We start from the raw sequence: 20,731 nt of genomic DNA, 5'->3' as shown, positions 1-20,731 counted from the left end.
CGGAGGGCTCTTGATCTTCCTGTGCTCCAGGTCACAGACTCGATGTCGCTCGGGGTAATCGGTGTCCATCCATCCGGATTGGGAGACCCTGCATGGCCGTGCGCCTGAGCACCCTCGACACGACCGCGGAACCCCGCGCCGCCGCACCCCCACCGCCACCGACCGTCGACCTCGACGACCTGTTGGCGCACCCGCACCTGGTCACCCGACTGCCCACGCCGATGGCCCGGGCGGCGGGCGATCTGATGCTCGCCCGGCTCGCCACGCTGGAACCGGGCACCGGGGACCACTCGTACCTGCGCGGGCTGCTGGTCGAGTTGAACCTGCCGATGGTCCGGCACGCCGCCGGGCGCTATCGGCGGCGCGGTGAGCCGGTGGAGGACATCGTCCAGGTCGGCACGATCGGCCTGATCAAGGCGATCGACCGCTACGAGGCCGATCGCGGCAGCAGCTTCATGGCGTACGCCATGCCGACCATCATCGGTGAGATCAAGCGCTTCTTCCGGGACACCTCGTGGTCCGTGCGGGTTCCGCGCCGGCTGCGCGAACTGCGCACCGAACTGCTGCGCGCCACCGACGAACTGACCGCGCTGCACGGCCGTACGCCCTCACCGCGCGAGTTGGCCGAGCGGCTGTGCATCACCGAGGAGGAGGTGCTCGAAGGTCTGGACGCCTGCACGGTGTACACCGCGACCTCGCTGGACGAGACCGCCTACGGCGACGCGGACGGCCAGGAGACGGTCGGCGACCGGCTCGGCTCCGAGGACCACGCGCTCGATCTGGTCGAGTACCGCGAGGCGCTGCGCCCGCTGCTGGCCGAACTGCCGCAGCGCGAGCGCGCCATCCTGGTCATGCGGTTCTACGGAAACCTGACCCAGGCGCAGATCGGTGAGCGGATCGGCATCTCGCAGATGCACGTGTCCCGCCTTCTCGCCCGCACTCTGGCGTCGCTGCGCGAACGGCTGATGATCCCGGGCTGACCGCTCGCGCACGCCGCGCCGCGACCGCGCGCGTTCCCCTCCTCCGAGCAGCCCGACGGTTGCCGAAGGCTTGTGCGCCGGCCGGCCGAAGCCGCCGGGCGTATGCCCGAAGCGGGCAGGGGAACGCGCCTCGGCGTTCGGTGCGAAGCGCCCCGCCGGGTCAGCGGAAGAGCACCTCGAAGGGGCGGCGGAAGTACGCGAGCTTTTCCGGCGGGAGCGGCACCCGGTCGTCACGGCCCGGCACCAGCGGCGCGATCTGCGACGCCAGGCACGACAGCGCCCGCTCCTTGCGGGCCTGTTGCACCTCGGTCAGGTCCACCCGCAGCGCCCGGCTCCACGGCACCCGATCGTCCTGCGGCCGCGCCCACTGCCACATGCGCAGCGGGAACTCCAGCAGTCCCACGCCGGTCTCCCGGCACGCCGAGGCCGCCGCGCGGCCGGTGCTCTCGTGATCGGCGAAGCCGTCCCGGCGCCAATTGGTCACGCACACCGCGAAGCCCGCGACGAGCGGGATCAGTCGGTCCACCACGTCCCGTTCGTGGGTGCTCACCGTGCGGTCCGGGATCCGCAGCCGGATCACCTCGACCGGGGCCACCCCGCCGGGATTGCCGACGATCGTGGCGAACGCCCGGTCCGACTCGCGGACCCGCCGGGCGGCCAGCACCGAACCCGGTAACCGGCTGCCCGGGTGCGACGCGTCGCCGTCGGTGACGCTGACCACCCGCACCGGCGACCCGCCGGCCACCGCGCGGGAGATGAGTCCGCCCACGCCCAGCAGCGCGTCCTCCGGGTGCGCCGCGACCACCACGAGGCCGCCGGCCAGGACCGGCCAGTCCTGGGGCAGCGCGACCGGCAGCGCCTGCCGCTGCCAGTCGGCCTCGGGGGTCCGGGCTCCTGCGGGCGCCGGATCGGGTGCGGGGGAGCGCGATCCGCGGAAGGTGGGAAGGCTCATGGTGTCTCCCTGTCGAGAGGAACTGGGGGTGGCGATCTCCCAATCGTGTGGTCGGCGCCGGGGTAAGACTTACGAGCATCGGCTACCCGAGCAGGTTTTGGCCATGTGCGACACGGGAATTGATGCGCCGTCAGGTAGCCGTCCGGACCGCGGTGGGGTCGTCCTTTCGGTTTCGTGCCGGGATCTGCGTGGCTTCGACCGGTTTGCGCCCGGGGATGAACAGCGCGACCAGCAGGCCCAGCACGGCCGCTCCGCAGCCCAACCACAGCGCGGTCACGAAGGCGTCGTGGGAGGGGAACTCGCGGCCGCCCGCGCGCGTCGTCATGTTCGCGAGCACGACGCCGATCACCGCGCTGGAGGTCGAGGTGCCGATCGAGCGCATCAGCGTGTTCAGGCCGGTCGCCGAACCGGTCTCGCCGATCGGCACGGCCTGCATGATCAGCGACGGCATCGCCGCGTACGCCAATGCGACGCCGACCGCCGAGAGCACCGCCATCGCGACGATCTTCCACACCGCGTCGAGCATGAACACCGAGAGCGCGTAGCCGATCGCGATCACCAGGGTACCCACCAGCAGCGAAACCTTCGGACCGTGCGCGGCGGACAGGCGCGCGGACAGCGGCGAGACCAGCATCATCACGATGCCGGACGGTGCCATGCACAGGCCCGCCACGACCATGCTCTTGCCCAGCCCGTAGCCGGTGTTCTCCGGATTCATCAGCACCTGTGGGAACACCAGCGACTGGGCGAACATCGCGAAGCCGACCACGACCGAGGCCAGGTTGGTGAACAACACCTGCGGCTTCGCCGAGATGCGCAGGTCCACGAGCGGTTGTGCGGTGCGCAGTTCGAGCCATCCCCAGCCGAGCAGGACGACGGCCGCGACGGCGAGCAGGACGAGGGTGACCGTGCTGCCCCAGCCCCAGTCGGCGCCCTTGGTGATCACGAGCAGCAGGGCCACCAAGCCGACGGACAGCCCGCCCGCCCCCGCGAAGTCGAAGCGGCCCGGCAACCGGACCGGCGACTCGGGTACCAGGAGCAGGACGAGCACCACGTCGAGCGCGCCGATCGCGCCGGACGCCCAGAACATCATGTGCCAGTCGGCGTTCTGCGCGATCAGCGCGGCCACCGGCAGCCCGATCGCGCCGCCGATGCCCAGCGTCGCGCTCATCAGCGCGATCGAGGAACCCAGCTTCGCGGGCGGGAGTTCGTCGCGCATGATGCTGATGCCCAGCGGGATCACCCCGAACGACGCGCCCTGGAGGAATCGGCCGAGCACCATCGGGAGCAGCGTGTCGGAGAGCGCACACAACACCGAGCCCGCGACCATCAGCCCGAGGCTGACGGTCAGGATCCGGCGTTTGCCGAACATGTCGCCGAGTCGGCCCATCACGGGGGTGCAGACCGCGCCGGAGAGCAGGGTGGCGGTGACCACCCAGGACGCGTTGGCGGGCGAGGTGTCCAGCAGCTTGGGCAGGTTGGGCAGCAGCGGGACGACCAGGGTCTGCATGAGCGCCACGACCACGCCGCAGAACGCCAGCACCGCCACCACCGTCCCGGCCCGGTCCACGGGCCCGGGCGGATGAGCGGGAGTATCCGCCGGGCTCGGCTCGGGTATGCCGCTCGGACCGGTCACGGACTGCCTCCAGGATCGCCGGATGATTGCTACGGTCGGCCAATGTGCACGATACACATGGTGTGTATCGTGCACACTGCCTGGGTGTGGCGCTAGATTCGTGGGCAGGCGCATTGGTGTGAAGGCGGGAGTGGACGTGTTGGAAGGGATCGAGCGGGAGCTGATGCTGATCGCTCGGCACCACGTCATGGGCAAGCGGCACGGCGACGGCATGGAGCGGTCGGCCTACCTGCTGCTGACCCGGCTCGAGGTCGAGGGGCCGATGTCGATCGGGCAACTCGCGGAAGCGTTTCGGCTCGACACCTCGACGGTGAACCGCCAGGTGGCCGCGCTGTTGCGGGCCGGCGACGCGGAACGGATCGCGGACCCCGACGGCGGTCTCGCCCGCAAGCTGCGGATCACCACGGGCGGCGCGGAACGGCTCGCGGCGGAGCGCTCGACCCACTGCCACGGTCTGGAACGTGTCCTGGCGTCCTGGGACGAGGGCGAACGACGCGAACTGTTCGACGTGTTGACGCGGTTCAACCGGTCGGTCGAGGGCGTGGAGGGCCGCGAATGGCCCAGGAACGAACTCGCCCCCGAGCACACGGGGCATGGCGCGCGCGGGTGAGCGGGGCCGCCGTCGGGCAGGGCCGTGGGCAGGCGGATCGGCGTGCGAGGCGGCCTGCGGCCGCGGTCGGATGACCGGCTCGGCGGCTCGGGGCGGCCGTGTGGTGCGTGACGGGGTGTCAGGCGCCCTTGTCCGGGCCGGGTTCGGCATCGGGCTCGGCATCGGGCTCGGGAGTGGGTCCGGCCTCGTCGGCTGCTGCCGCGTCGGGCTCGGCCGTCGCCCCGGCTTCGGGAGGTGACGCCGGGTCGGCGGAGGTCTCGACGGGGCCGGGCCCCGGGTGGGCCTCGGACCTGGTCGCCGAGTTCGGTTCGGCGTCGGGGCGGGGCCCGGGCGTCGGGGCGGACTTCGGATCGGCCTTCGGCGGATCGCACACGAGCCGGGCCGCGGATGTCGGTTGGGCCTCGGATTCGGCTTCCGGCCCCGGCTCGGGATCGGCCGGGGGCACGTCCATCGGTGCCGGTGCCGGTGCCGGTGCCGGTGCCGGTGCCGACCCGGCCTCGGGCCCCGGGTGCCGGGCGGGTTCGGGTTCGGGTTGCGCGTCGGATGTGGATCCGGCATCCGACACCCCTGCGGCAGCCTCCTCCGCAGCCGGCGTCGCCGGCACCGCACCGGTGGACCCGGACTCCGGCTTCGTGGCGCTCGCCGGCTCGTCGGCCGGCTCGCCCGGCTTCGACACACTCGCCTCGGCCTCGGCCCGTGTCGTCGGTCGGAGCGCCGATTTCGGCCCTGCCGCCGGTTGTTCGGCCGAAGTACGGCTCGGCGCCAACGCGGCTGCCGGCGTCGCGACGGCCGCGGGAGGCGGCGGTACACCCGGGGACTCGGCGGCCTCGGCCGGGTTCTCGTCGTACCCGTCGTCCGTGCCGTCCCGGTCGTCCGCGAACCGCCGACGGCCCGCGAGTGCGAGCAGGGCGCCTGCGGCGACCAGGATCAGGCCCGCGACGAAGATCGTGGGTTCGTTCCCGCTCGCGCCCGCGATGTCCGCGACGGTCGGCGCCGTACCTTCGAGCGTGCTCAACGGTGTGATCCGATCCATCGGCGAACAGGTCCGGTCGTCTTATTAGCAGACTCCTCGAACCCAGGGAAACCGGCGTCGACCTGAGAGTTTTCCTGGTCGAAACACGAAGGCGCAAGGATCGCCCCGCGAACAAGGGAGCCGCGATGACTGTCATGGCGACACGTACGGGGCTGGGCTGGGAGCACGGGATCGACGATGTACCGTCCGCCGTCGCGTTGTCGGGCGGATTGTGTGTGGTCGCGGGGGTCGCAGGCGGGGTTCGGCTGCTCGACGCGGCAACCGGGCAACTGCAGGCCAGGATCGTGTTGCCGGGCGGGGTGTACCGCGCCGGGTTCTCGCCCGACGGCAGCGTGGTCGCGCTCGCGGGGCCCACGGGGTACGCGCTGTGGCGGGTCACCGACGGCGCGCTGCTGACGCGCACGCCTGGTCTTCCCGCGCGCTTCGCGTGGTCCGCGGGCAACCGGTGCGCGGTGTCCTTCGGCGGCGCGGTGCGGGTCTACGCGGGCGACACCGGCACCGAGTCGTGGCGGGCCGTGGACGGACCGGTCCGGGTGGACGACGTGGTCTGGGTCGACTCGGTCGGCGGGCTCGCCGTCGCGCTCGGCGGTGAGGTGCACATGTACGGACCGCGCGGGCGGACGAATGTGTGGACCTGTCCGATCCCGGTACGGGTGCTCGCGAGCGCGCCGGACGGCGCGTGGTTGTGCGCGGCCGGCGACGGGCCGGGCGTGCACGTGCGCGGCTTCGGCGGTACGCACGAGGACCTCGGCGCGGCCGGCACCGCGCCGGTGGCCGGGCTCGCGCTGGACTCGGGCGGGCACTGGTTGGCCGCGGAGGACCGGGCCGGACTGACCGTGTGGGACCTCGCCGCGCGCGGCGGCCGGGTCCGCCCGCGCCCGCGCCGACTGCCCGCCCAACCGCAGGCGTGCGCGCCGAGTTGGCGGCCGGGCAGCGGTGGCCTGATGGCCACGTCGGGCGGCGACGGCATGCTCGTGGTGTGGGACGTGCGCGCCGGCTCGGCCCGTCGGGCGCCGACCCCGCTGGCCCGACGGCACGTTCCGGCGCCGGTGACCGCGCTCGCCTGGCACGGACGGGACGCGCTGCTGTTCGCGGACCGTACCGGCCGGGTCGGGGCCCAGTGGTTCCGCGAGATCGGCGCCCGCTGACCGGGCCTGCGATGTACCGCGCCCGGTGATCGGTGCCGGCGGTGCCGGCGACGCGACCACTTAGGTTAGCCTCGCCTTATATCTGCTGTGTACGGCCGGGAGGGTCCGCCCATGGAACTGCTCGTGGAAGATCTGCACGCCGGATACCCGGGGCACCGGGCCGTGTCGGGCGTGGATCTGTCCGTGGCCGCCGGCAGCGTGGTCGCGATCGTCGGGCCCAACGGTTGCGGCAAGTCCACGCTGCTCCGCTCGATCGCCCGCCTGCACAAGCCGGATTCGGGTCGGATCAGCGTCGGCGGCGACGACGTCTGGCAACTGAAGCCGCGTCAGGCCGCGCACCGGGTAGGGCTGTTGCCGCAGAACCCGACCGCGCCGGAGGCGGTCACCGTGGCCGGACTCGTGCGCTACGGCCGGCATCCGCATCAGGGGCTGTTCCGCCAGTGGTCGCGCGCGGACGAGCGGGTCTGCCGGGAGGCGTTGACCGCGACCGGCGTGCCGGACCTGGCCGATCGGCGCCTGGATCGGCTCTCCGGCGGGCAGCGGCAGCGCTGCTGGGTCGCGATGGTGATCGCGCAGGAGGCGCCGGTGATGCTGCTCGACGAGCCGACCTCGGCGCTGGACCTCGGGCACGCGGTCGAGGTGCTGAGTCTGGTCCGGCGGGTGGCCGCGGGCGGGCGCACGGTGGTGATGGTGCTGCACGACCTGGCGTCGGCGGCTCGGTACGCGGATGTGCTGGTCGCGATGCGCTCGGGCGAGGTGATCGCGTCCGGGCCGCCCCGCGACGTCGTGGACGCGGCGTTGGTGCGGGCGTTGTACGACGTGGACGCGGACATCCTGCGGGCGCCGGGGGACGATACCCCGGTGGTTGTGCCGCGAGCGGCGGGCGCTTCGGCCTCGAACGCCGGACGGGCTTGAATCGGGACGGCCCGCGGCCGGTTGTTCTCGAACGCCGGCCGGGCTGATCCGGATGACGTGCGACACGGTGCTTTCGGTGTCGCTCCGGTAGGTTGCCCACAGAAATATGACGATGCGTCAGTTGATGAGGTGGGCGATGTTCGGCAAGAAGAAGGCCGCGGCGGCGACCGAAGGCCGCGATGTGGCGGCACTGGTGCTGCGCGCGACGCTCGGTCCGATGCTTTTTGCGCACGGTTACAACAAGGTCGCCGGCCCCGGTGGCCTCGCCGGCACCACCGGCTGGTTCGAGTCGCTCGGCCTCAAGCCCGCCGAGGTGCACGCGCGCCTCGCGGCGGGCACCGAGATGGCGGCCGGGGTCGGCATCGCGCTCGGCGTGGCCAACCCGCTGCCCGCGGCGGCGACGGTGGGATTGATGAGCGTCGCGGCGGCGACCGACCACAAGGGCAAGGGCTTCTTCGTCTTCAAGGGCGGCTGGGAGTACACCGCCGTGGTCGGCGGCGCCGCGGTCGCGCTCGCCGCGCTCGGCAACGGCAGGTATTCGGTGGACGCGCTGATCGGTCGCAAGAAGTCGGGCCTGCGTCCGGCGCTGTTCGCGGCCGGCGTCGGCGTCGCGAACGCCGCACTGCTGATGAAGCTCTGCTACAAGCCGGACCCGAAGCCGGACGAGACGATCGAGGCGTAGGTCGTACGAGACCTCGGGCGCGCGAGTAGGGCGCTGCCCTCGACACGCGAGCCGGGCGTGACGAGCGAGCCGGGCGAGTCGGCCGAGACGGGACACTTCGGCCGCCTCGGTCCGCACCGATTCCTCGGTGCGGACCGAGGTGTCCGGGCGAGCGGCTACGTTGGATCCCACGTTGATCCATGGGCGTTGCGCCCTCGTGTGGAGGTTCTTGCTGTGCAGACGTTGCCCGAGTCCTGGCAGCCCGTGCTCGCGGAGGAGTTGGCGAAGCCCTACTACGCCGAGCTGACCGCGTACGTGGACGCGGAACGCAAGGAACACCAGATCTTCCCGCCGGAGGACGAGGTGTTCGCGGCCCTGGAGGCGACGCCGTACGACGACGTCCGGGTGTTCATCGTCGGGCAGGACCCGTACCACGACGACAACCAGGCGCACGGCATGTGCTTCTCGGTGCGGCCCGAGGTCAAGATCCCGCCGTCGCTGCGCAACATCTACAAGGAGATGCACGCGGACATCGGTCTGCCCATACCCGACAACGGTTACCTGATGCCGTGGGCGCAGCAGGGCGTGCTGCTGATGAACACCGTGCTCACCGTGCGTGCGCACGAGGCCGCGTCGCACAAGGGCCGCGGCTGGGAGAAGTTCACCGACGCGGTGATCAAGGCGGTGAGCGACCGGGACAAGCCGGTGGTGTTCGTGCTGTGGGGCGGGCACGCCAAGAAGAAGGCGGCGCTGATCGACACCGCCAAGCACACCATCGTGCAGGGCGCACACCCCTCGCCGCTGTCCGCGAAGCTCTTCCACGGCAGCAAGCCGTTCTCGCAGATCGATGCCGCGCTGGCGGCCATGGGGCACAAGGCGATCGACTGGACGATCCCCAACCTCAAGAAGTAGCGCGCACACCAGGGCGCAAGAAAAACGACAACCAGCGTTCCGGTTCGGTATCGGCTCGGCCGGTATCGGACCGGAAACAGGCGTCGATCGGGAATGGCCGGAAATCTCCTTGCATCGGTGCGGAAGACCTACGGCATGCCCTTACGGTGTGAGGCTCGCCCTTTCCATGCCCCCGAGGCGGCCCCCGTGTCGACGACCACCGTTTCACCCGTAACGCCCACTCCCACCCCCGCTCTCGACCTCACTCCCGGCTACGTCGCGCACCGAGGTCTGCGCGAGGAATTGGCCCGACTGGCCGAGGTGACCCGACACCTCGACCCGGTCGACATCCTGCGCGTGCGCGCGGTCGAGGAGCATCTCGCGCTCGTGCTGCGCTTCCTGCGCGCGCATCACCGCGAGGAACACACCGTCCTGTATCCGTGGGTGCGCGCCGGTTCGCCGCGGGCCGCCCGCACCGTGTCCGCGTTCCAGGTGGACCACTCGGCGCTGGAGGACACGATGCGTCGTGCGGCCGACACGAGCGTGCCGCTGCGCGACCGTTCTCCCGCGATCGGGCGGCTGTACGAGCAGGTGGCCCGGCACAGTCTGGCCGAGGAGCACCAGTTGTTCCCGTTGATGCGCCGGCACGTGCGCGGCACGCCGGACGGGCGGATGCCGACCCGCACCGTGCGGGTCTGGGGCCGCGACCTGCCCGCGTTCGTCGCCTTCCACCTGCACCACGCCACCGACGCCGAACGGCGGCGGGTGTTGCGCTGGATCCCGCCCGGCGCGGCCCTGTTGTGGCGGGCCGGCTGGCGGCGAGCCTACGAGCGGCGTCGGCGGGCCGCGTACGGGAGTTGACGCCGGCTCAGCACGTCCGGTCGGCCGCGTCGGCCGGCCGGGTCAACTCGGCCAGCACCGCACGCACGTGTTCGATCTCCGGCCCGGTCGGCTGCACATCGCCCAGCGCGCGCACCAGCGCGTCCAGGGCGCGCGCCGGGTCCGGCTCGGCGAGCGTGGACAGGTCGTGGATCAGCCGCAGCAGCATGATCCGCGGCGCGGCGATCTGCTCGCGGGGCAGCGGTCGTTCGAAGTAGCCCTCGGCCAGATCCAGCCACAGGTTCCACAGGTCGGTCCGGGCGATCCGGGGCACGGCCAGGATCGCGTCGGTCAACTCGCGGGTATGCCCGGGCGTGATGGTGCGGCGCAGCACCGGCGCGGCCGGCAGCGCGGGGGAGACCGGCGATTCGGGCGCGGCCGGCGACCCGGGTTCGGGCGCGTCCGAGGCCGGGGGACTGCCCGCGCCCGCGCCCACGCCCGCGCCCACCCCCGTGCGCGGGCCCGGGAAGGCCGGCGGATCGGTGGGCCGCGACGGTCCGTGGATCGCCGCCATCAGTGCGTCGTGCGCGTCCTCCTCGGACTTGCCGTAGAGCGTCTTGCGCAACAACGGCCGCAGCACGGACGGGATCTGTTCGCGGTCCAACTCGTGCACCACGAGCGGGATCAGCCGGCGGCCGCCACCGCGCAGCGCGTCCGACATCGCGGTCCACTCGACCGTGGTCCAGCGCTCCGGTACGAAGTACGCGGGTGAGAACAGCGCGATCATGTGCCCCGCGCCGTCCAGCGCGCGGCTGACCTTGGTGGTCAGGTTCTCGCCCGTCGCCCAGTCCCACGCGTCGAGTTCGACATCCAGACCGGCCTGCAGGAGTTGGCCGGCGACCCACTCCGCCCAGGCGGTGTCCGAACCGGCGTGGCTGATGAAGTAGCGCACCGTGTCGCCCCCGTGCTCCCCGTTGTTCGCCATGCGTACCAGCATCGCGCACCGGCCGGCCGGATTCGGCTCCTTCGCCCGATACGGAAGCGGAGCCACCCGTTCATCCGGGCAGGTTGTCGATCGCCCGGCAGACCTCCTCGACGCCCTGGGTGTTGGGCAGCACATCGTGCAGGGCGCGGCACAGACACTGCAGCGAGTGGATCGGTTCCGGGCCGTTGACCAGGGTCCGGATCATGTGCAGCAGCATCGATCGCGCGTCCGTCATGTGCCGGTGCAGCAACTGGTGTTCCAGGTAGTCCTCGGACAGATCCAGCCAGATCGACCAGGTGTCCGGAGCCCGCAACCCGCGTACGGCCAGGAACAGGTCGGCGAGGTAGACGACCTGGTTCTGCGGAATGGTTCGGGACAGCTTGGCCATGTTTCCGAAGCGCAGCAGTTCGAGCGTCACGTCCGGGGTCACCAGGCCGGACGCGAAGAGTTCGGCGATCCGGGCGATCGCCGCGGGCCGGTCGCCGACGAACGCGGCGATCGCCTCGGCCGTGACCATCTCCAACTCGAACTCGCGGTGCGCGTCGAAGAGCATCAGCACCGACGAACCCCGGTCCAGCGGCGGCAGATCGACCGTGCTGCCCAGATGGCGGGCGAGCGGATCGGTGCTGGTGATCAACACGTGGCCGGGGCCGGCCGGAATCATCTCGCCGATCAGGCCCGGCCGGTCGACCTCGTCGAAGACCAGCAACCAGCCCTCCCGTGAGACCAGTTCGTGCTTCGGGCCGACCTGCTGATCGACCCGATGGCCGAGGTCGGTCAGTTGTTCGAGCACGCGGTGCACGAAGGCGACGCCACTCTCGGTGGCACGGGCGGCGCAGTCGAACCACCACACCACGTCGTACAGATGCCGGTGTCGGTAGGCGTACTCGCGGGCCAGGTGGGTGGTGCCCAGGCCGGGCAGGTCGTCCTGCGGGCGCAGCACGACGCGGTGCTCGACCTGGAGCAGCGTGCGCAGGTCGGCGAGCGTGTTGTCACGCCCGTAGAAGCGCCCTCTGGTGCCCGGGACGTGCCACACCGGCGGATTGTCCGTGGGTGAGCGCGGCGGCGGTGGAGGCGGGATCCTGGGCGGTCCGGCCGGTCTCGGTGGGCGCGGCGGTGCGGGTATCGGGTCGGACACGGTCAGGCGAACCCCGGATTCCGCGCGGGCAACGGCGCGAACCGGTGCACCGCGTCCACGAGCAGGTCGCGCTGGCCGACCGCGTCCGCCTCGGTCAGGTCGACCGGCCGGACGCCGCGGAACATCGACGGCACCTGGGTGCGACCGATCACGATCGGCAACAACCGGCCCGCGGAGTCCGCATCGCCCAGGGCCTCCTCCCATTCGTCCATGGCCAGCCGTCTGGCCTCGAAGTAGTGCTCGGAGAAGAGCGCGATCACGTGCTCGCCCAACCCGCGCGCCTGGGCCATCGCCTTGCCGAAGCTCACCCCCGCGCTCCAGTCCCAGCGGCTCAGCGAGACCCGGTAGTCCTCGAAGGTGAGCACCTCGCTGACCCAGTCGGCCCAGGCGAGGTCGTTGCCCACGTAGCTGATCACCAGATCGGTGCGGGCCGGCGGGACCGGTTCCAGGATGGGGAGCCGGCGCGGTGTCTCGGGCAGTGTGCGGGTGCCGGCCTCGTGGCTGCCGAACAGCGGTTCGATCTCGGCCGCCTCGCCGGGACTCAGCGGCGCGAGCCGATGACGCAGCGCCGCGGCCACCCGATCGGCGACCGTGCGCACCGCGCGCACGTACCCCAGGTCGCGGATGCCGCCCAGCCGCAGCATGTCGAACACGCTCGGGCCGCCGCCGGGCCCGGGGATCCCGGCCGGCCACTCCATCGCGCCGAGGGCGGCCGGGATCGGTTGCTCCATCGTGGTCCACGGCACCGCGATCAGGTTCGGCGGCAAGACGCCCACGATCGACTCGTGTCGACGCAACCGGTCGGTGAACACCGCCCAATCGCGCCCGCAGTCGAGGTCCTCGAAGTAGTCGTCCGAGCACAGCGCGACCATCGCGCGCGCCTGCGCGGGCGGATCCCCGTCCGGGACCTGGATCGGCCCGAAGGTGGGCTGCAAGCGGATCGCCGCCCGCACCCCGTCGCCCCCGCGCCGCAGTTCCGCCTCGATGTCGTCGTGAAAGCGGGCAGCCCACTTGGGATCACGGTCGGCGACGTGACTTGTGAAGAAGTCGTAGTCCACCAAGCGACCCCCGGGATCGAGCACCGTACAAGGACGGCAAGAGCGATACCCACGCGCCGGAGGCCGCGGGTCAGGCAACTGCCGCCCCCGTGCCGGCCGTTCGTGTGTACGACTCTGCCCACACAGAGCATCGCGCAGGCCGACCCGGCCCGGCTAGTATAGGAAGGCTTGTGTAATCGTGGCGATACGTTCCGCACTCGAATGTACGGGTTTCACTCGGACGGCACGCGCGAACGGCACACGCCGGTCGTCCGACACGGACTCGAACGTCCGGGCGACGCGGGAGAACGGGGGACCTGCGGATGCAAGGGGAGCGCGGTGACGTGGAGTCGGCCCTGCCGGACCTCGACGGGCTCTGTCTCGACGATCTGGACGACCTGCCGGCCTCCGTGCTCGGCAGTGCGCTGCGCCGGTTGATCCGCGAGTCCGAGGAGCCCTCGGAGGCGGTGGTCGCCACCTTCGACAGTGCCGTCGAACCCGCCTTCGCCGAGATCTGGGTGCCGGCCGACGCGGACGAGGGTGTTGACGAATCCCGGTCGGATGGGAGCACCGGCATCCGGAACTGACCGTGGGAGGGCCGATGAACGAGGCGATACCGTTTCGGCAATTCATCGTCAAGATCGCCGCGCGCTGCAACCTGGCGTGCGATTACTGCTATGTGTACGAACTCCGGGACCAGGGCTGGCGGAACCGACCCCGCCTGATCGCCGACGAGACGGTGGTCGCACTGGGTCGATGGCTGCGCGCGCATGCCGAGCGAACCGGCCTGCGGACGCTGGACATCGTGCTGCACGGCGGCGAGCCGCTGCTCGTGGGACCGGATCGACTCGACACCATCGCGAGCGAACTGCGGGCCGCGCTGGCGGGCGTGGCCCAGCCGCGCTTCACGCTGCAGACCAACGGGGTGCTCCTGGACGAGCGTTGCGCCGAGGTGCTGCTCGCGCATCGGATCCGGGTCGGCGTCTCGCTCGACGGCGACGAGTCGGCCCACGACCGGCACCGGCGCGGCCCGGACGGGCGAGGCAGCCACGCCGAGACGGTGCGCGGCATCGAGCTGCTGCGCCGGCCCCGCTACCGGCCCCTGTACGGCGGTCTGCTCGCCACGATCGACCTGGCGAACGACCCGGTCGCCACCTACGAGGAACTGCTCGCGCACGCGCCGCCGATGATCGACCTGCTGCTCCCGCACGCCACCTGGGAGTATCCGCCGCCCGGCGCGCGCACCGACGAAACCGCCCATGCCGACTGGCTGATCGCCGTCTTCGACCGCTGGTACGGCGCACCCGTGCGGGAAACCCGGGTGCGCCTCCTGGAGGACCTGGTCGACCTGACCCTGGGCCGGAGCGTGCGCAGCGAGACGCTCGGGCTGAGCCCGGCCGGATCGGTGGTGATCGAGACGGACGGCACCTTCGAGCGGCAGGACGCCCTCAAGGCCGCCTACGACGGGGCGGCGGCCACCGGGCTCGACGTCTTCCGGCACGACCCGGCGACCGTACTGGCCGCGACCACCGGCGCCGGGACCGAGCCGAGTCCCACCTGCCGGCGCTGTCCGGTGTTGCGCACCTGCGGAGGCGGCCTGCGGGCGCATCGCTACCACCCGGCCAACGGATTCGACAATCCCTCGGTGTACTGCGCCGACCTGCGGGCACTGATCGAGCACGTGGCGGTTCGGGTGCGCGCCGACGTGCGCGCCCTGGTGGGCCCGGAGCGTCGGCGATGATCGGCACACATCGCCTCGACGCCGCGGTATTCGCCGAACTCGCCGCGGGCTACGGCGGATCCGAGGCCGTGGCCGCACTCGTGCGGGCCCAGGAGAGCCGCCGACTGCTCCAGGTGTACGCGGTGGTCGCCACTGCCCGCGAGCGGCTGCCGAGCACCCGCACGGCGCACCTGGTCGACGCGCTGGACCTGCTCGCCCAGATCCAGCGCACGGCGCCGCAGGCGGCCCGGACGGTGCTGATGCATCCGTACACCGGCGCGTGGGCGATGCGCTGCCTGTTGTGGCTGCGCCGACCCGAGGCGCGCCCGGCGGCACCGGACGCGGATCGACTGCTCGACCACCTCGGCTCGATCGCGGCCGCCGCCGCGCTGCGCGCCGATCCCGAGCGCGCCCCGGGGGAGCGGATCCGGGTGCGCGCGGTCGACGGATGGGTGTACCTGCCCACGCTCGGCCGGGTACGCGTGGGCGAGGACACCGGTGGGACCGCGCCGATCGGGCGGCACTGGCGGGTCGACGGTCCCCTCGCGCGACGCGAGGCCAATCGGGTATGTTCCGCCTCGGCCGCCGGGCTGTCCGCCACCGTGGCGATCGAGGACGTGGACCCCTATCGCGACGTGCATCGCTGGGAGCCGACGGCTCGCTTGTCCATGCACCAAGTATCCTTGCTGCAAAGGAACTTCGGGAAAGCGTGGGGCCGGCTCGCGGTGGCTCACCGGGCCTACGCGGCCGGTCTGGGCCAGGCGCTGTCCACACTGGTCCCGGTGGTCGCGGAACCGGGGGTCAGCCTCAGTTCGTCGTCCCGATACGCGTTCGGAAGCATCGCGTTGACGCCGGCGATGGGGCCGATCACGCTGGCCGTGACGCTGATCCACGAGTTCCAGCACAACAAGCTCGGCGCGGTACAGGACATCACGAATCTCTCGGAACGCTCGACGCTCAGGTATCGGGCGCCCTGGCGGTTGGACCCCCGACCGGTGGGTGCGCTCCTGCAAGGTGCCTACGCGCACCTGGGGATCGCGGACTTCTGGCGGATTCGGCGGCATGCGGCCGCGGGGGAGGAGCAGGATCGGGCACAGGCCGAGTTCGCCGTGCATCGTGCGCACGTCGCGGAGGCGATCGCGACGCTGCGCGGGTGTGGCGAACTGACGCCGGACGGGGAGCGGGTCGTGGCGGGCATGGCGGACACCGTCGAGCCGTGGTGGCGCGAGGACGTGCCCGCCGACGCGGCGCGCCGCGCGGCCGAACGGGTGCGATCGGGGCGGCGGACCTGGGCGGAGCGAAACGGCGCAGAAGCCCGGGCGGACTCGGGTAGGCCGGTTGTGGGCATGGGCACAACGATACGAAACGAGAGAGAACATGAGATTACCTGATGTCACGAGGAGTAACTTCGAGTGATGGACTCGGGTAGCCTGGGAACAACGAGTGACGGACGGGGAGGGCAATCCCACGCGCGTCGAAACGAAGCACCGACAGCAGAGGTCGAGATGACACCGGTCTTCTTCACGAGTCGGTCGTGCGGCGACGAGCGTGTGTACGTCGAGCGCTTCCACGCCGACCTCGAACAAGCCGTCTCCGCCCGAGTGCCGGGCCGGGACGGCGCACGGGGCCTGCTGTCGTCGTGCGCGGACCGCGATCCGGGCGACCCACCCGAAACCTTCGCCGCGTGCTCGGTTCCCGCCGCGGTGGTGCTGGCCTCGCCCGACTACCTCGCCGATCCCGACGCCATGCGTGAATGGGCGGTGATGGCCGAACGGGTACGCGGACACCGCGCGCGCACCGGCGAACAACTCGACGCGATGGCCACCGTGCGCTGGCGCGCCACCGACGCCCGCCCCGGCGAGCAGCCGACCCCGGACGTGGGCGCCGACGGCGACTACGGCCCGATCTACGCCCGCCAGGGCCTGTTCGACCTGATGCGCCTGGAGGGCCACTCCGCCGACTACCGGCGGCTGATCGCCGAGTTGGCGCGCGTGGTGGTCGAGGTCAACCGCGTCCCGCTGCGCCCGCTGCCGCCGGCCGAGGCGCGCGAACTCCTCGGTGCGCGCACCACCGCGAGTCCCACCCCCGCCCGAATGCCGTACGCGGGCTCCGCGCCGGTCGCGACCGTTGCCCGGGTCCTGCCCATGCACGCGCGCACCGGGCCGGACCTGCCCACCCGACCCCGCTGGATCACGGCCCGACACAATCCCCGCCGCCCGTTGCTGTGGGGACCCGGTGGCGATGTTGAGGAGCACTGAAACGATGAGCGACAACCCGCCGGGAACCGTCGTCACGTTCTACTCGTACAAGGGTGGCACCGGGCGCACGATGGCCCTGGCCAACGTCGCCTGGATCCTGGCCTCCCGAGGCAAGCGTGTGCTCGTCGTGGACTGGGACCTCGAATCACCGGGCCTGCACCGCTACTTCCACCCGTACCTGATCGACAAGCGGCTGGAGGACACGCGCGGCGTGCTCGACATGATCCGCGCGTTCGCCAAGGTGGTCGGTACTCCGGCGAGCACGGACGCGATGATCGAGGCGAGCCGCGACGCGGAGAGCCGGGTGGACGGCTGCGCGGTCAAGGTGGACCGGGACTTCGCCGACGGCGGCCTGATCCGCTTCCTCGGCCCGGGCCGGCAGAACCACGAGTACGCGGCCACGCTGGCCGGCTTCAACTGGGCCGACTTCTGCGAGAGCCCGCACGGCATCGGTTTCCTGGACGCGCTGCGCGAGGACATGCGCGCGTCCTACGACTACGCGCTGATCGACAGCCGCACCGGGCTCAACGACATCGCCGGCATCTGCACCACGCTGTTGCCGGACGTCGTGGTGGACGGCTTCACGCTCAACGAACAGGCCATCGACGGCGGCGTCAACGTGGCCCGCTCGATCGCCCGCCAGGCCGATCGCCCGCTGCGCATCCTGCCCGTGCCGATGCGCGTGGAGGACGACGAGAAGGACAAGCTCGAAGCCGGCCGCGACCACGCCCGTGAGCGTTTCGCCGAGTTCCTCGCGGACCGCTCCGAGGCCGAGCGGACCAAGTACTGGGGCGAGGTGGAGATCCCCTACAAGGCGTTCTACGCCTACGAGGAGACCCTGGCCACGCTCGGCGACCGGCCGCTCCAGGAGGGCAGCCTGCTCAGCGCGTACGAGCGGCTGACCGGCGTGCTCACCGACGGCGCGATCATCCGGCTCGACCCGATCGACGAGGTGGACCGCCGGCGCGAACTGCGCCGCTTCGAGCGCGTCCGCTACACCGCCCCGGTCACCGTGCGCATCCTCTACAGCGCCCGCGACCGGATGTGGGTGGACTGGGTGCGGGCCCAACTGACCGCCTCGGGAGCCCAGGTGGTCGGCACCGGTGGTTGCGACACCTCCATCGAGGACCTGCAGAACGTCGACAGCGTCGTGGTCGTCTCGTCCTCCCACTCGTTGCCCAGCCGATCCTGGACCGCGATGCGCACGGCGCTGCGCCGACTGGCCGCGGTCGACCAGGCGAGCGTGGTGACCCTGCGGGTGGACGACCTGATCGACAGCGACCCGGGTGTGGGCGAGACGGTCACCTTGACCGCGCTGTCCGAGGACCAGTGCCGTACGGTGCTGCTGACCGCGTTCGGTCGTACGCCCACCGACGCCGTGCCCGCGGACGGCCCCAGGTTCCCCGGGACCAAGCCCAAGGTCTCCCAACTGCTGCCGCGCCACCCGGCGTTCACCGGACGCGACGACATCCTGGAGCGGCTGCGCGACCAACTCGCCAAGGGCGCCACCGCCGTGCTGCCCCAGGCGTTGCACGGCCTCGGCGGCGTCGGCAAGACCCAGGTCGCGCTCGAGTACGCGCACCGCTTCGCCGCCGACTACGACGTCATCTGGTGGGTGTCGGCGGAGCAGGCGCAGGGTGTCGCCGCCCAGCTCGCCCGACTCGGCGATCGGCTAGACCTGCCCTCCGGGGAGAACGTCACGGACGCGGCGGCCGGCGTGTTGCAGACCCTGCAACAGGGCGAGCCCTACGACCGCTGGCTGGTGATCTACGACAACGCGGACGAACCGGCGTCGGTGGCTCACCTGATGCCCCAGGGCAGCGTCAACGGCCACGTCCTGGTCACCTCGCGCAACGACCTCTGGGCGCGCAGCGCGCGTCCGTTGGAGGTCCCGGTGTTCCGCCGCGACGAGAGTGTCGCGTTGCTCCAGCGCCGGGTGCCGTCGCTGACCGAGGCGGACGCGCAAAAGGTGGCCACCGCGCTGGGCGACCTGCCGCTGGCGGTCGAGCAGGCCGGTGCCTGGCTCGCCGAGTCGGCGATGCAGGTCGAGGAGTATCTGGAGCGGGTCAGCACGCGCGTCACCGCGATCCTGGACGAGGGCCAGCCGCCGGACTACCCGACCACCGCCGCCGCGACCTGGACCGTCTCGCTCGACGAGCTCAAGGAGCGGCAGCCCGCCGCGGTGCGGCTGCTCGAACTGTGCGCCTACCTGTCGCCGGACTCGATCTCGATGCGGCTGCTGCGCTCGCGCGAGGTGCTCCAGGAACTGGTGCGGGTGGACAGCTCGCTCGGCGACACGCTCCTGCTGTCCCGGATCTTCCAGCAGCTCGGCCGGTACGCGCTGGCCCGGGTGGATCGCGGCGAGGACACCATCCAGGTGCACCGACTGGTCCAGGCGGTGTTGCGCGACCAGATGCCGCCCGAGGAGAACGCCGCCCGGCGCGCCCGGGTGCTGGAGATCCTGGCCGCCAACGCGCCCGGCGATGTGGACGACCCGGCCAACCAGGAGACGTACGAGGAGCTCTACAAGCACCTGGTGCCCTCGCGCGCGCTGGAGAGCGACTCGGAGTCGGTGCGCCGCTGGATCGTCGAACAGGTGCGCTTCGCCTGGCGATTCAACGACTGGGAGTTCGGCCAGTACATCGCCGAGATCGCCCTGGACCGCTGGCGCTCGCGGTTCAGCAGGCACGACGCGCTGACCTTGCGGATGTGCACCCAGTTGGCGAACGTCTACCGCTCCCAGGGCAAGTACCGCAAGGCGTACGACCTGGACCGGGCGACGTTGGAGGCGCAGCGCGAATCGCTGGGTCCGGACCACCCGCACACGCTGATCACCGGGCGCGGCTACGGCGGCGACCTGCGTTCGCTCGGCCGCTTCCACACCGCGCTGGAATCCGACCGGGACAACTACACGCGCTTCAGCGAGGTCTTCGGCGAGGACGCGAACGACACCTTGCTCGCGGCGAACAACCTCGGTGTCTCACTGCGCCTGATGGGCCTGCTGGAGGAGGCGCGCGAGGTGCACCAGGAGGCATTCGACCGGCGCCGGCGGATTCAGGGCGACGACCATTCCAGGACCTGCTTCCTGGCCAACGAGGTCGGCCACGACCTGCGCGAGCTGGGTGACTACGCGGGCTCGCGGGCGGTGCTCCAGCAGACGCTGGCCCGTGAGGAGGCGATGGGTCGCACCCGGGACGCGCTGCGCACCGCCAAGAACCTCGCGGTCACGATCCGGCAGACGGGCGACGCCCGCTACGCCCGCTCGCTGGACAGCGACACCCTGGAGAAGTACCGGGCCTACCTCGGCCCCACCCATCCGGTGCTGCTCTCCTGCACGGTCAACCTCGCCGCCGACAACCACGCGATGGGCAACGACGAGGCGGCGCTGGACCTGGCTCAGGAGGCGTACCAGGGCTACCGCGAGCAGTTCGGCGCGCAGCACCCGTTCACCTTCGGGTGCGCCAGCAACCTGTCGATCTACCTGCGGGCGGTCGGCCGGGACGAGGAGGCGATGGCCATCGGCCTGCGCAGCCTGGAGGGCCTGCGCGAACTGCTGGGCGAGGACCACCCGTACACCCTGGCGGCGGCGCTCAACCACGCGAACAACCTCTACCAGGCGGGCCAGGCCAACGAGTGCGCCGACCTGGACCGGGTGACCTACGACCGGTACGAGGCGCTGCTGGGCGCGGACCACCCGCACACCCTGGTCGCGGCCTGCAACCGGGTACAGAGCCTGGGCGAGATCGGCCTGCGGGACGAGTCCCGCGAATGGTTCACCCGCACCGAGCGGGCGTGTCGGCGCAAGCTGGGCGACGAGCACCCGATCACCCAGGGGTTGCGGGCACGCCGCCGGTTGGAGACCGACATCGAGGTGCCCGCCGCCTGACGGCCGGCTCCCGCGTGAGCCGCGGCCGGTCCGACACCCGTCGGGCCGGCCGCGGTCGGTCG

Annotated in this window: 18 protein-coding genes; 12 read left to right on the top strand and 6 right to left on the bottom strand. The window is 71.7% G+C overall.

Annotated elements, in window-relative coordinates; genetic code table 11:
• Positions 1 to 92 precede the first annotated feature (92 nt).
• Positions 93 to 980 (top strand): RNA polymerase sigma factor SigF, encoded by an 888-nt coding sequence (locus A3IC_RS0137980; protein WP_020555309.1) that lies wholly within the window; start codon positions 93 to 95, stop codon positions 978 to 980.
• Positions 981 to 1,140: 160 nt separating this feature from the next.
• Here the strand turns inward: A3IC_RS0137980 and A3IC_RS0137975 are convergent, their stop codons facing one another.
• Both A3IC_RS0137975 and A3IC_RS0137970 read right to left on the bottom strand, forming a co-directional pair.
• Positions 1,141 to 1,932 carry a PIG-L deacetylase family protein gene (locus A3IC_RS0137975; protein ID WP_020555308.1) on the bottom strand — a complete coding sequence of 264 codons (792 nt, stop codon included), beginning with the start codon at positions 1,930 to 1,932 and terminating at the stop codon, positions 1,141 to 1,143.
• 130 nt (positions 1,933 to 2,062) lie between these two features.
• Positions 2,063 to 3,442, bottom strand: a complete 1,380-nt coding sequence (locus A3IC_RS0137970; protein WP_205354248.1) for an MFS transporter — start codon at positions 3,440 to 3,442, stop codon at positions 2,063 to 2,065.
• A 289-nt stretch (positions 3,443 to 3,731) separates the two neighbouring features.
• Between A3IC_RS0137970 and A3IC_RS0137965 the strand changes: the two genes are divergently transcribed.
• Positions 3,732 to 4,178, top strand: coding sequence for a MarR family transcriptional regulator (locus A3IC_RS0137965; RefSeq protein ID WP_205354247.1), 447 nt, complete (start codon positions 3,732 to 3,734; stop codon positions 4,176 to 4,178).
• Between the two features lie 118 nt (positions 4,179 to 4,296).
• On the opposite strand, the gene A3IC_RS0137960 is transcribed toward A3IC_RS0137965, so the two are convergent.
• A complete protein-coding gene (locus tag A3IC_RS0137960; RefSeq protein WP_158696260.1) occupies positions 4,297 to 5,193 on the bottom strand; it encodes a hypothetical protein in 897 nt (298 codons plus the stop codon).
• A 143-nt stretch (positions 5,194 to 5,336) separates the two neighbouring features.
• On the opposite strand from A3IC_RS0137960, the gene A3IC_RS69150 reads away from it, so the two are divergent.
• The 5 genes from A3IC_RS69150 (at position 5,337) to A3IC_RS0137935 (ending at position 9,687) form a co-directional block, all read left to right on the top strand.
• Complete coding sequence (locus tag A3IC_RS69150) at positions 5,337 to 6,359, top strand: WD40 repeat domain-containing protein (protein WP_158696259.1); 1,023 nt, start codon at positions 5,337 to 5,339, stop codon at positions 6,357 to 6,359.
• Between the two features lie 111 nt (positions 6,360 to 6,470).
• On the top strand, positions 6,471 to 7,274 hold the full coding sequence (locus A3IC_RS0137950; protein WP_020555304.1) for an ABC transporter ATP-binding protein: 804 nt from the start codon (positions 6,471 to 6,473) through the stop codon (positions 7,272 to 7,274).
• A gap of 112 nt (positions 7,275 to 7,386) precedes the next feature.
• Positions 7,387 to 7,956, top strand: a complete 570-nt coding sequence (locus tag A3IC_RS0137945; RefSeq protein WP_245599778.1) for a DoxX family protein — start codon at positions 7,387 to 7,389, stop codon at positions 7,954 to 7,956.
• A gap of 213 nt (positions 7,957 to 8,169) precedes the next feature.
• Positions 8,170 to 8,847, top strand: a complete 678-nt coding sequence (locus tag A3IC_RS0137940; protein ID WP_020555302.1) for a uracil-DNA glycosylase — start codon at positions 8,170 to 8,172, stop codon at positions 8,845 to 8,847.
• Positions 8,848 to 9,033: 186 nt separating this feature from the next.
• A complete protein-coding gene (locus A3IC_RS0137935; RefSeq protein ID WP_158696258.1) occupies positions 9,034 to 9,687 on the top strand; it encodes a hemerythrin domain-containing protein in 654 nt (217 codons plus the stop codon).
• 7 nt (positions 9,688 to 9,694) lie between these two features.
• On the opposite strand, the gene A3IC_RS0137930 is transcribed toward A3IC_RS0137935, so the two are convergent.
• The 3 genes from A3IC_RS0137930 to A3IC_RS0137920 all read right to left on the bottom strand — a co-directional run bounded on the left by A3IC_RS0137930 (position 9,695) and on the right by A3IC_RS0137920 (position 12,850).
• The gene (locus A3IC_RS0137930) at positions 9,695 to 10,630 is read right to left on the bottom strand and encodes a TIR domain-containing protein (RefSeq protein WP_158696257.1); all 936 of its coding nucleotides are present in this window, start codon (positions 10,628 to 10,630) and stop codon (positions 9,695 to 9,697) included.
• A 70-nt stretch (positions 10,631 to 10,700) separates the two neighbouring features.
• The gene (locus A3IC_RS0137925) at positions 10,701 to 11,666 is read right to left on the bottom strand and encodes an effector-associated domain 2-containing protein (protein ID WP_020555299.1); all 966 of its coding nucleotides are present in this window, start codon (positions 11,664 to 11,666) and stop codon (positions 10,701 to 10,703) included.
• A gap of 104 nt (positions 11,667 to 11,770) precedes the next feature.
• Complete coding sequence (locus A3IC_RS0137920) at positions 11,771 to 12,850, bottom strand: toll/interleukin-1 receptor domain-containing protein (RefSeq protein WP_158696256.1); 1,080 nt, start codon at positions 12,848 to 12,850, stop codon at positions 11,771 to 11,773.
• 278 nt (positions 12,851 to 13,128) lie between these two features.
• Here A3IC_RS0137920 and fxsA point away from each other — a divergent pair, with 278 nt between their 5' ends.
• The 5 genes from fxsA to fxsT all read left to right on the top strand — a co-directional run bounded on the left by fxsA (position 13,129) and on the right by fxsT (position 20,669).
• On the top strand, positions 13,129 to 13,392 hold the full coding sequence (gene fxsA / locus A3IC_RS0137915; RefSeq protein ID WP_020555297.1) for an FxSxx-COOH cyclophane-containing RiPP peptide: 264 nt from the start codon (positions 13,129 to 13,131) through the stop codon (positions 13,390 to 13,392).
• A 14-nt stretch (positions 13,393 to 13,406) separates the two neighbouring features.
• Positions 13,407 to 14,546, top strand: a complete 1,140-nt coding sequence (locus A3IC_RS0137910) for an FxsB family cyclophane-forming radical SAM/SPASM peptide maturase (protein ID WP_020555296.1) — start codon at positions 13,407 to 13,409, stop codon at positions 14,544 to 14,546.
• Positions 14,543 to 15,916, top strand: coding sequence for an HEXXH motif domain-containing protein (locus A3IC_RS0137905; RefSeq protein ID WP_020555295.1), 1,374 nt, complete (start codon positions 14,543 to 14,545; stop codon positions 15,914 to 15,916). The genes A3IC_RS0137910 and A3IC_RS0137905 overlap by 4 nt, the downstream gene beginning before the upstream one ends.
• A 114-nt stretch (positions 15,917 to 16,030) precedes the next feature.
• Complete coding sequence (locus A3IC_RS0137900; protein ID WP_020555294.1) at positions 16,031 to 16,783, top strand: hypothetical protein; 753 nt, start codon at positions 16,031 to 16,033, stop codon at positions 16,781 to 16,783.
• 4 nt (positions 16,784 to 16,787) lie between these two features.
• Entirely contained in the window at positions 16,788 to 20,669 is a 3,882-nt protein-coding gene (gene fxsT / locus A3IC_RS0137895; RefSeq protein ID WP_020555293.1) for an FxSxx-COOH system tetratricopeptide repeat protein, read from the top strand.
• Positions 20,670 to 20,731 lie beyond the last annotated feature (62 nt).

Source organism: Embleya scabrispora DSM 41855 (genome assembly GCF_000372745.1).
GTDB classification, from domain to species: domain Bacteria; phylum Actinomycetota; class Actinomycetes; order Streptomycetales; family Streptomycetaceae; genus Embleya; species Embleya scabrispora.
The sequence above is the reverse complement of the archived record's forward strand: the minus strand, read 5'-3'. Positions and strand labels throughout refer to the sequence as shown.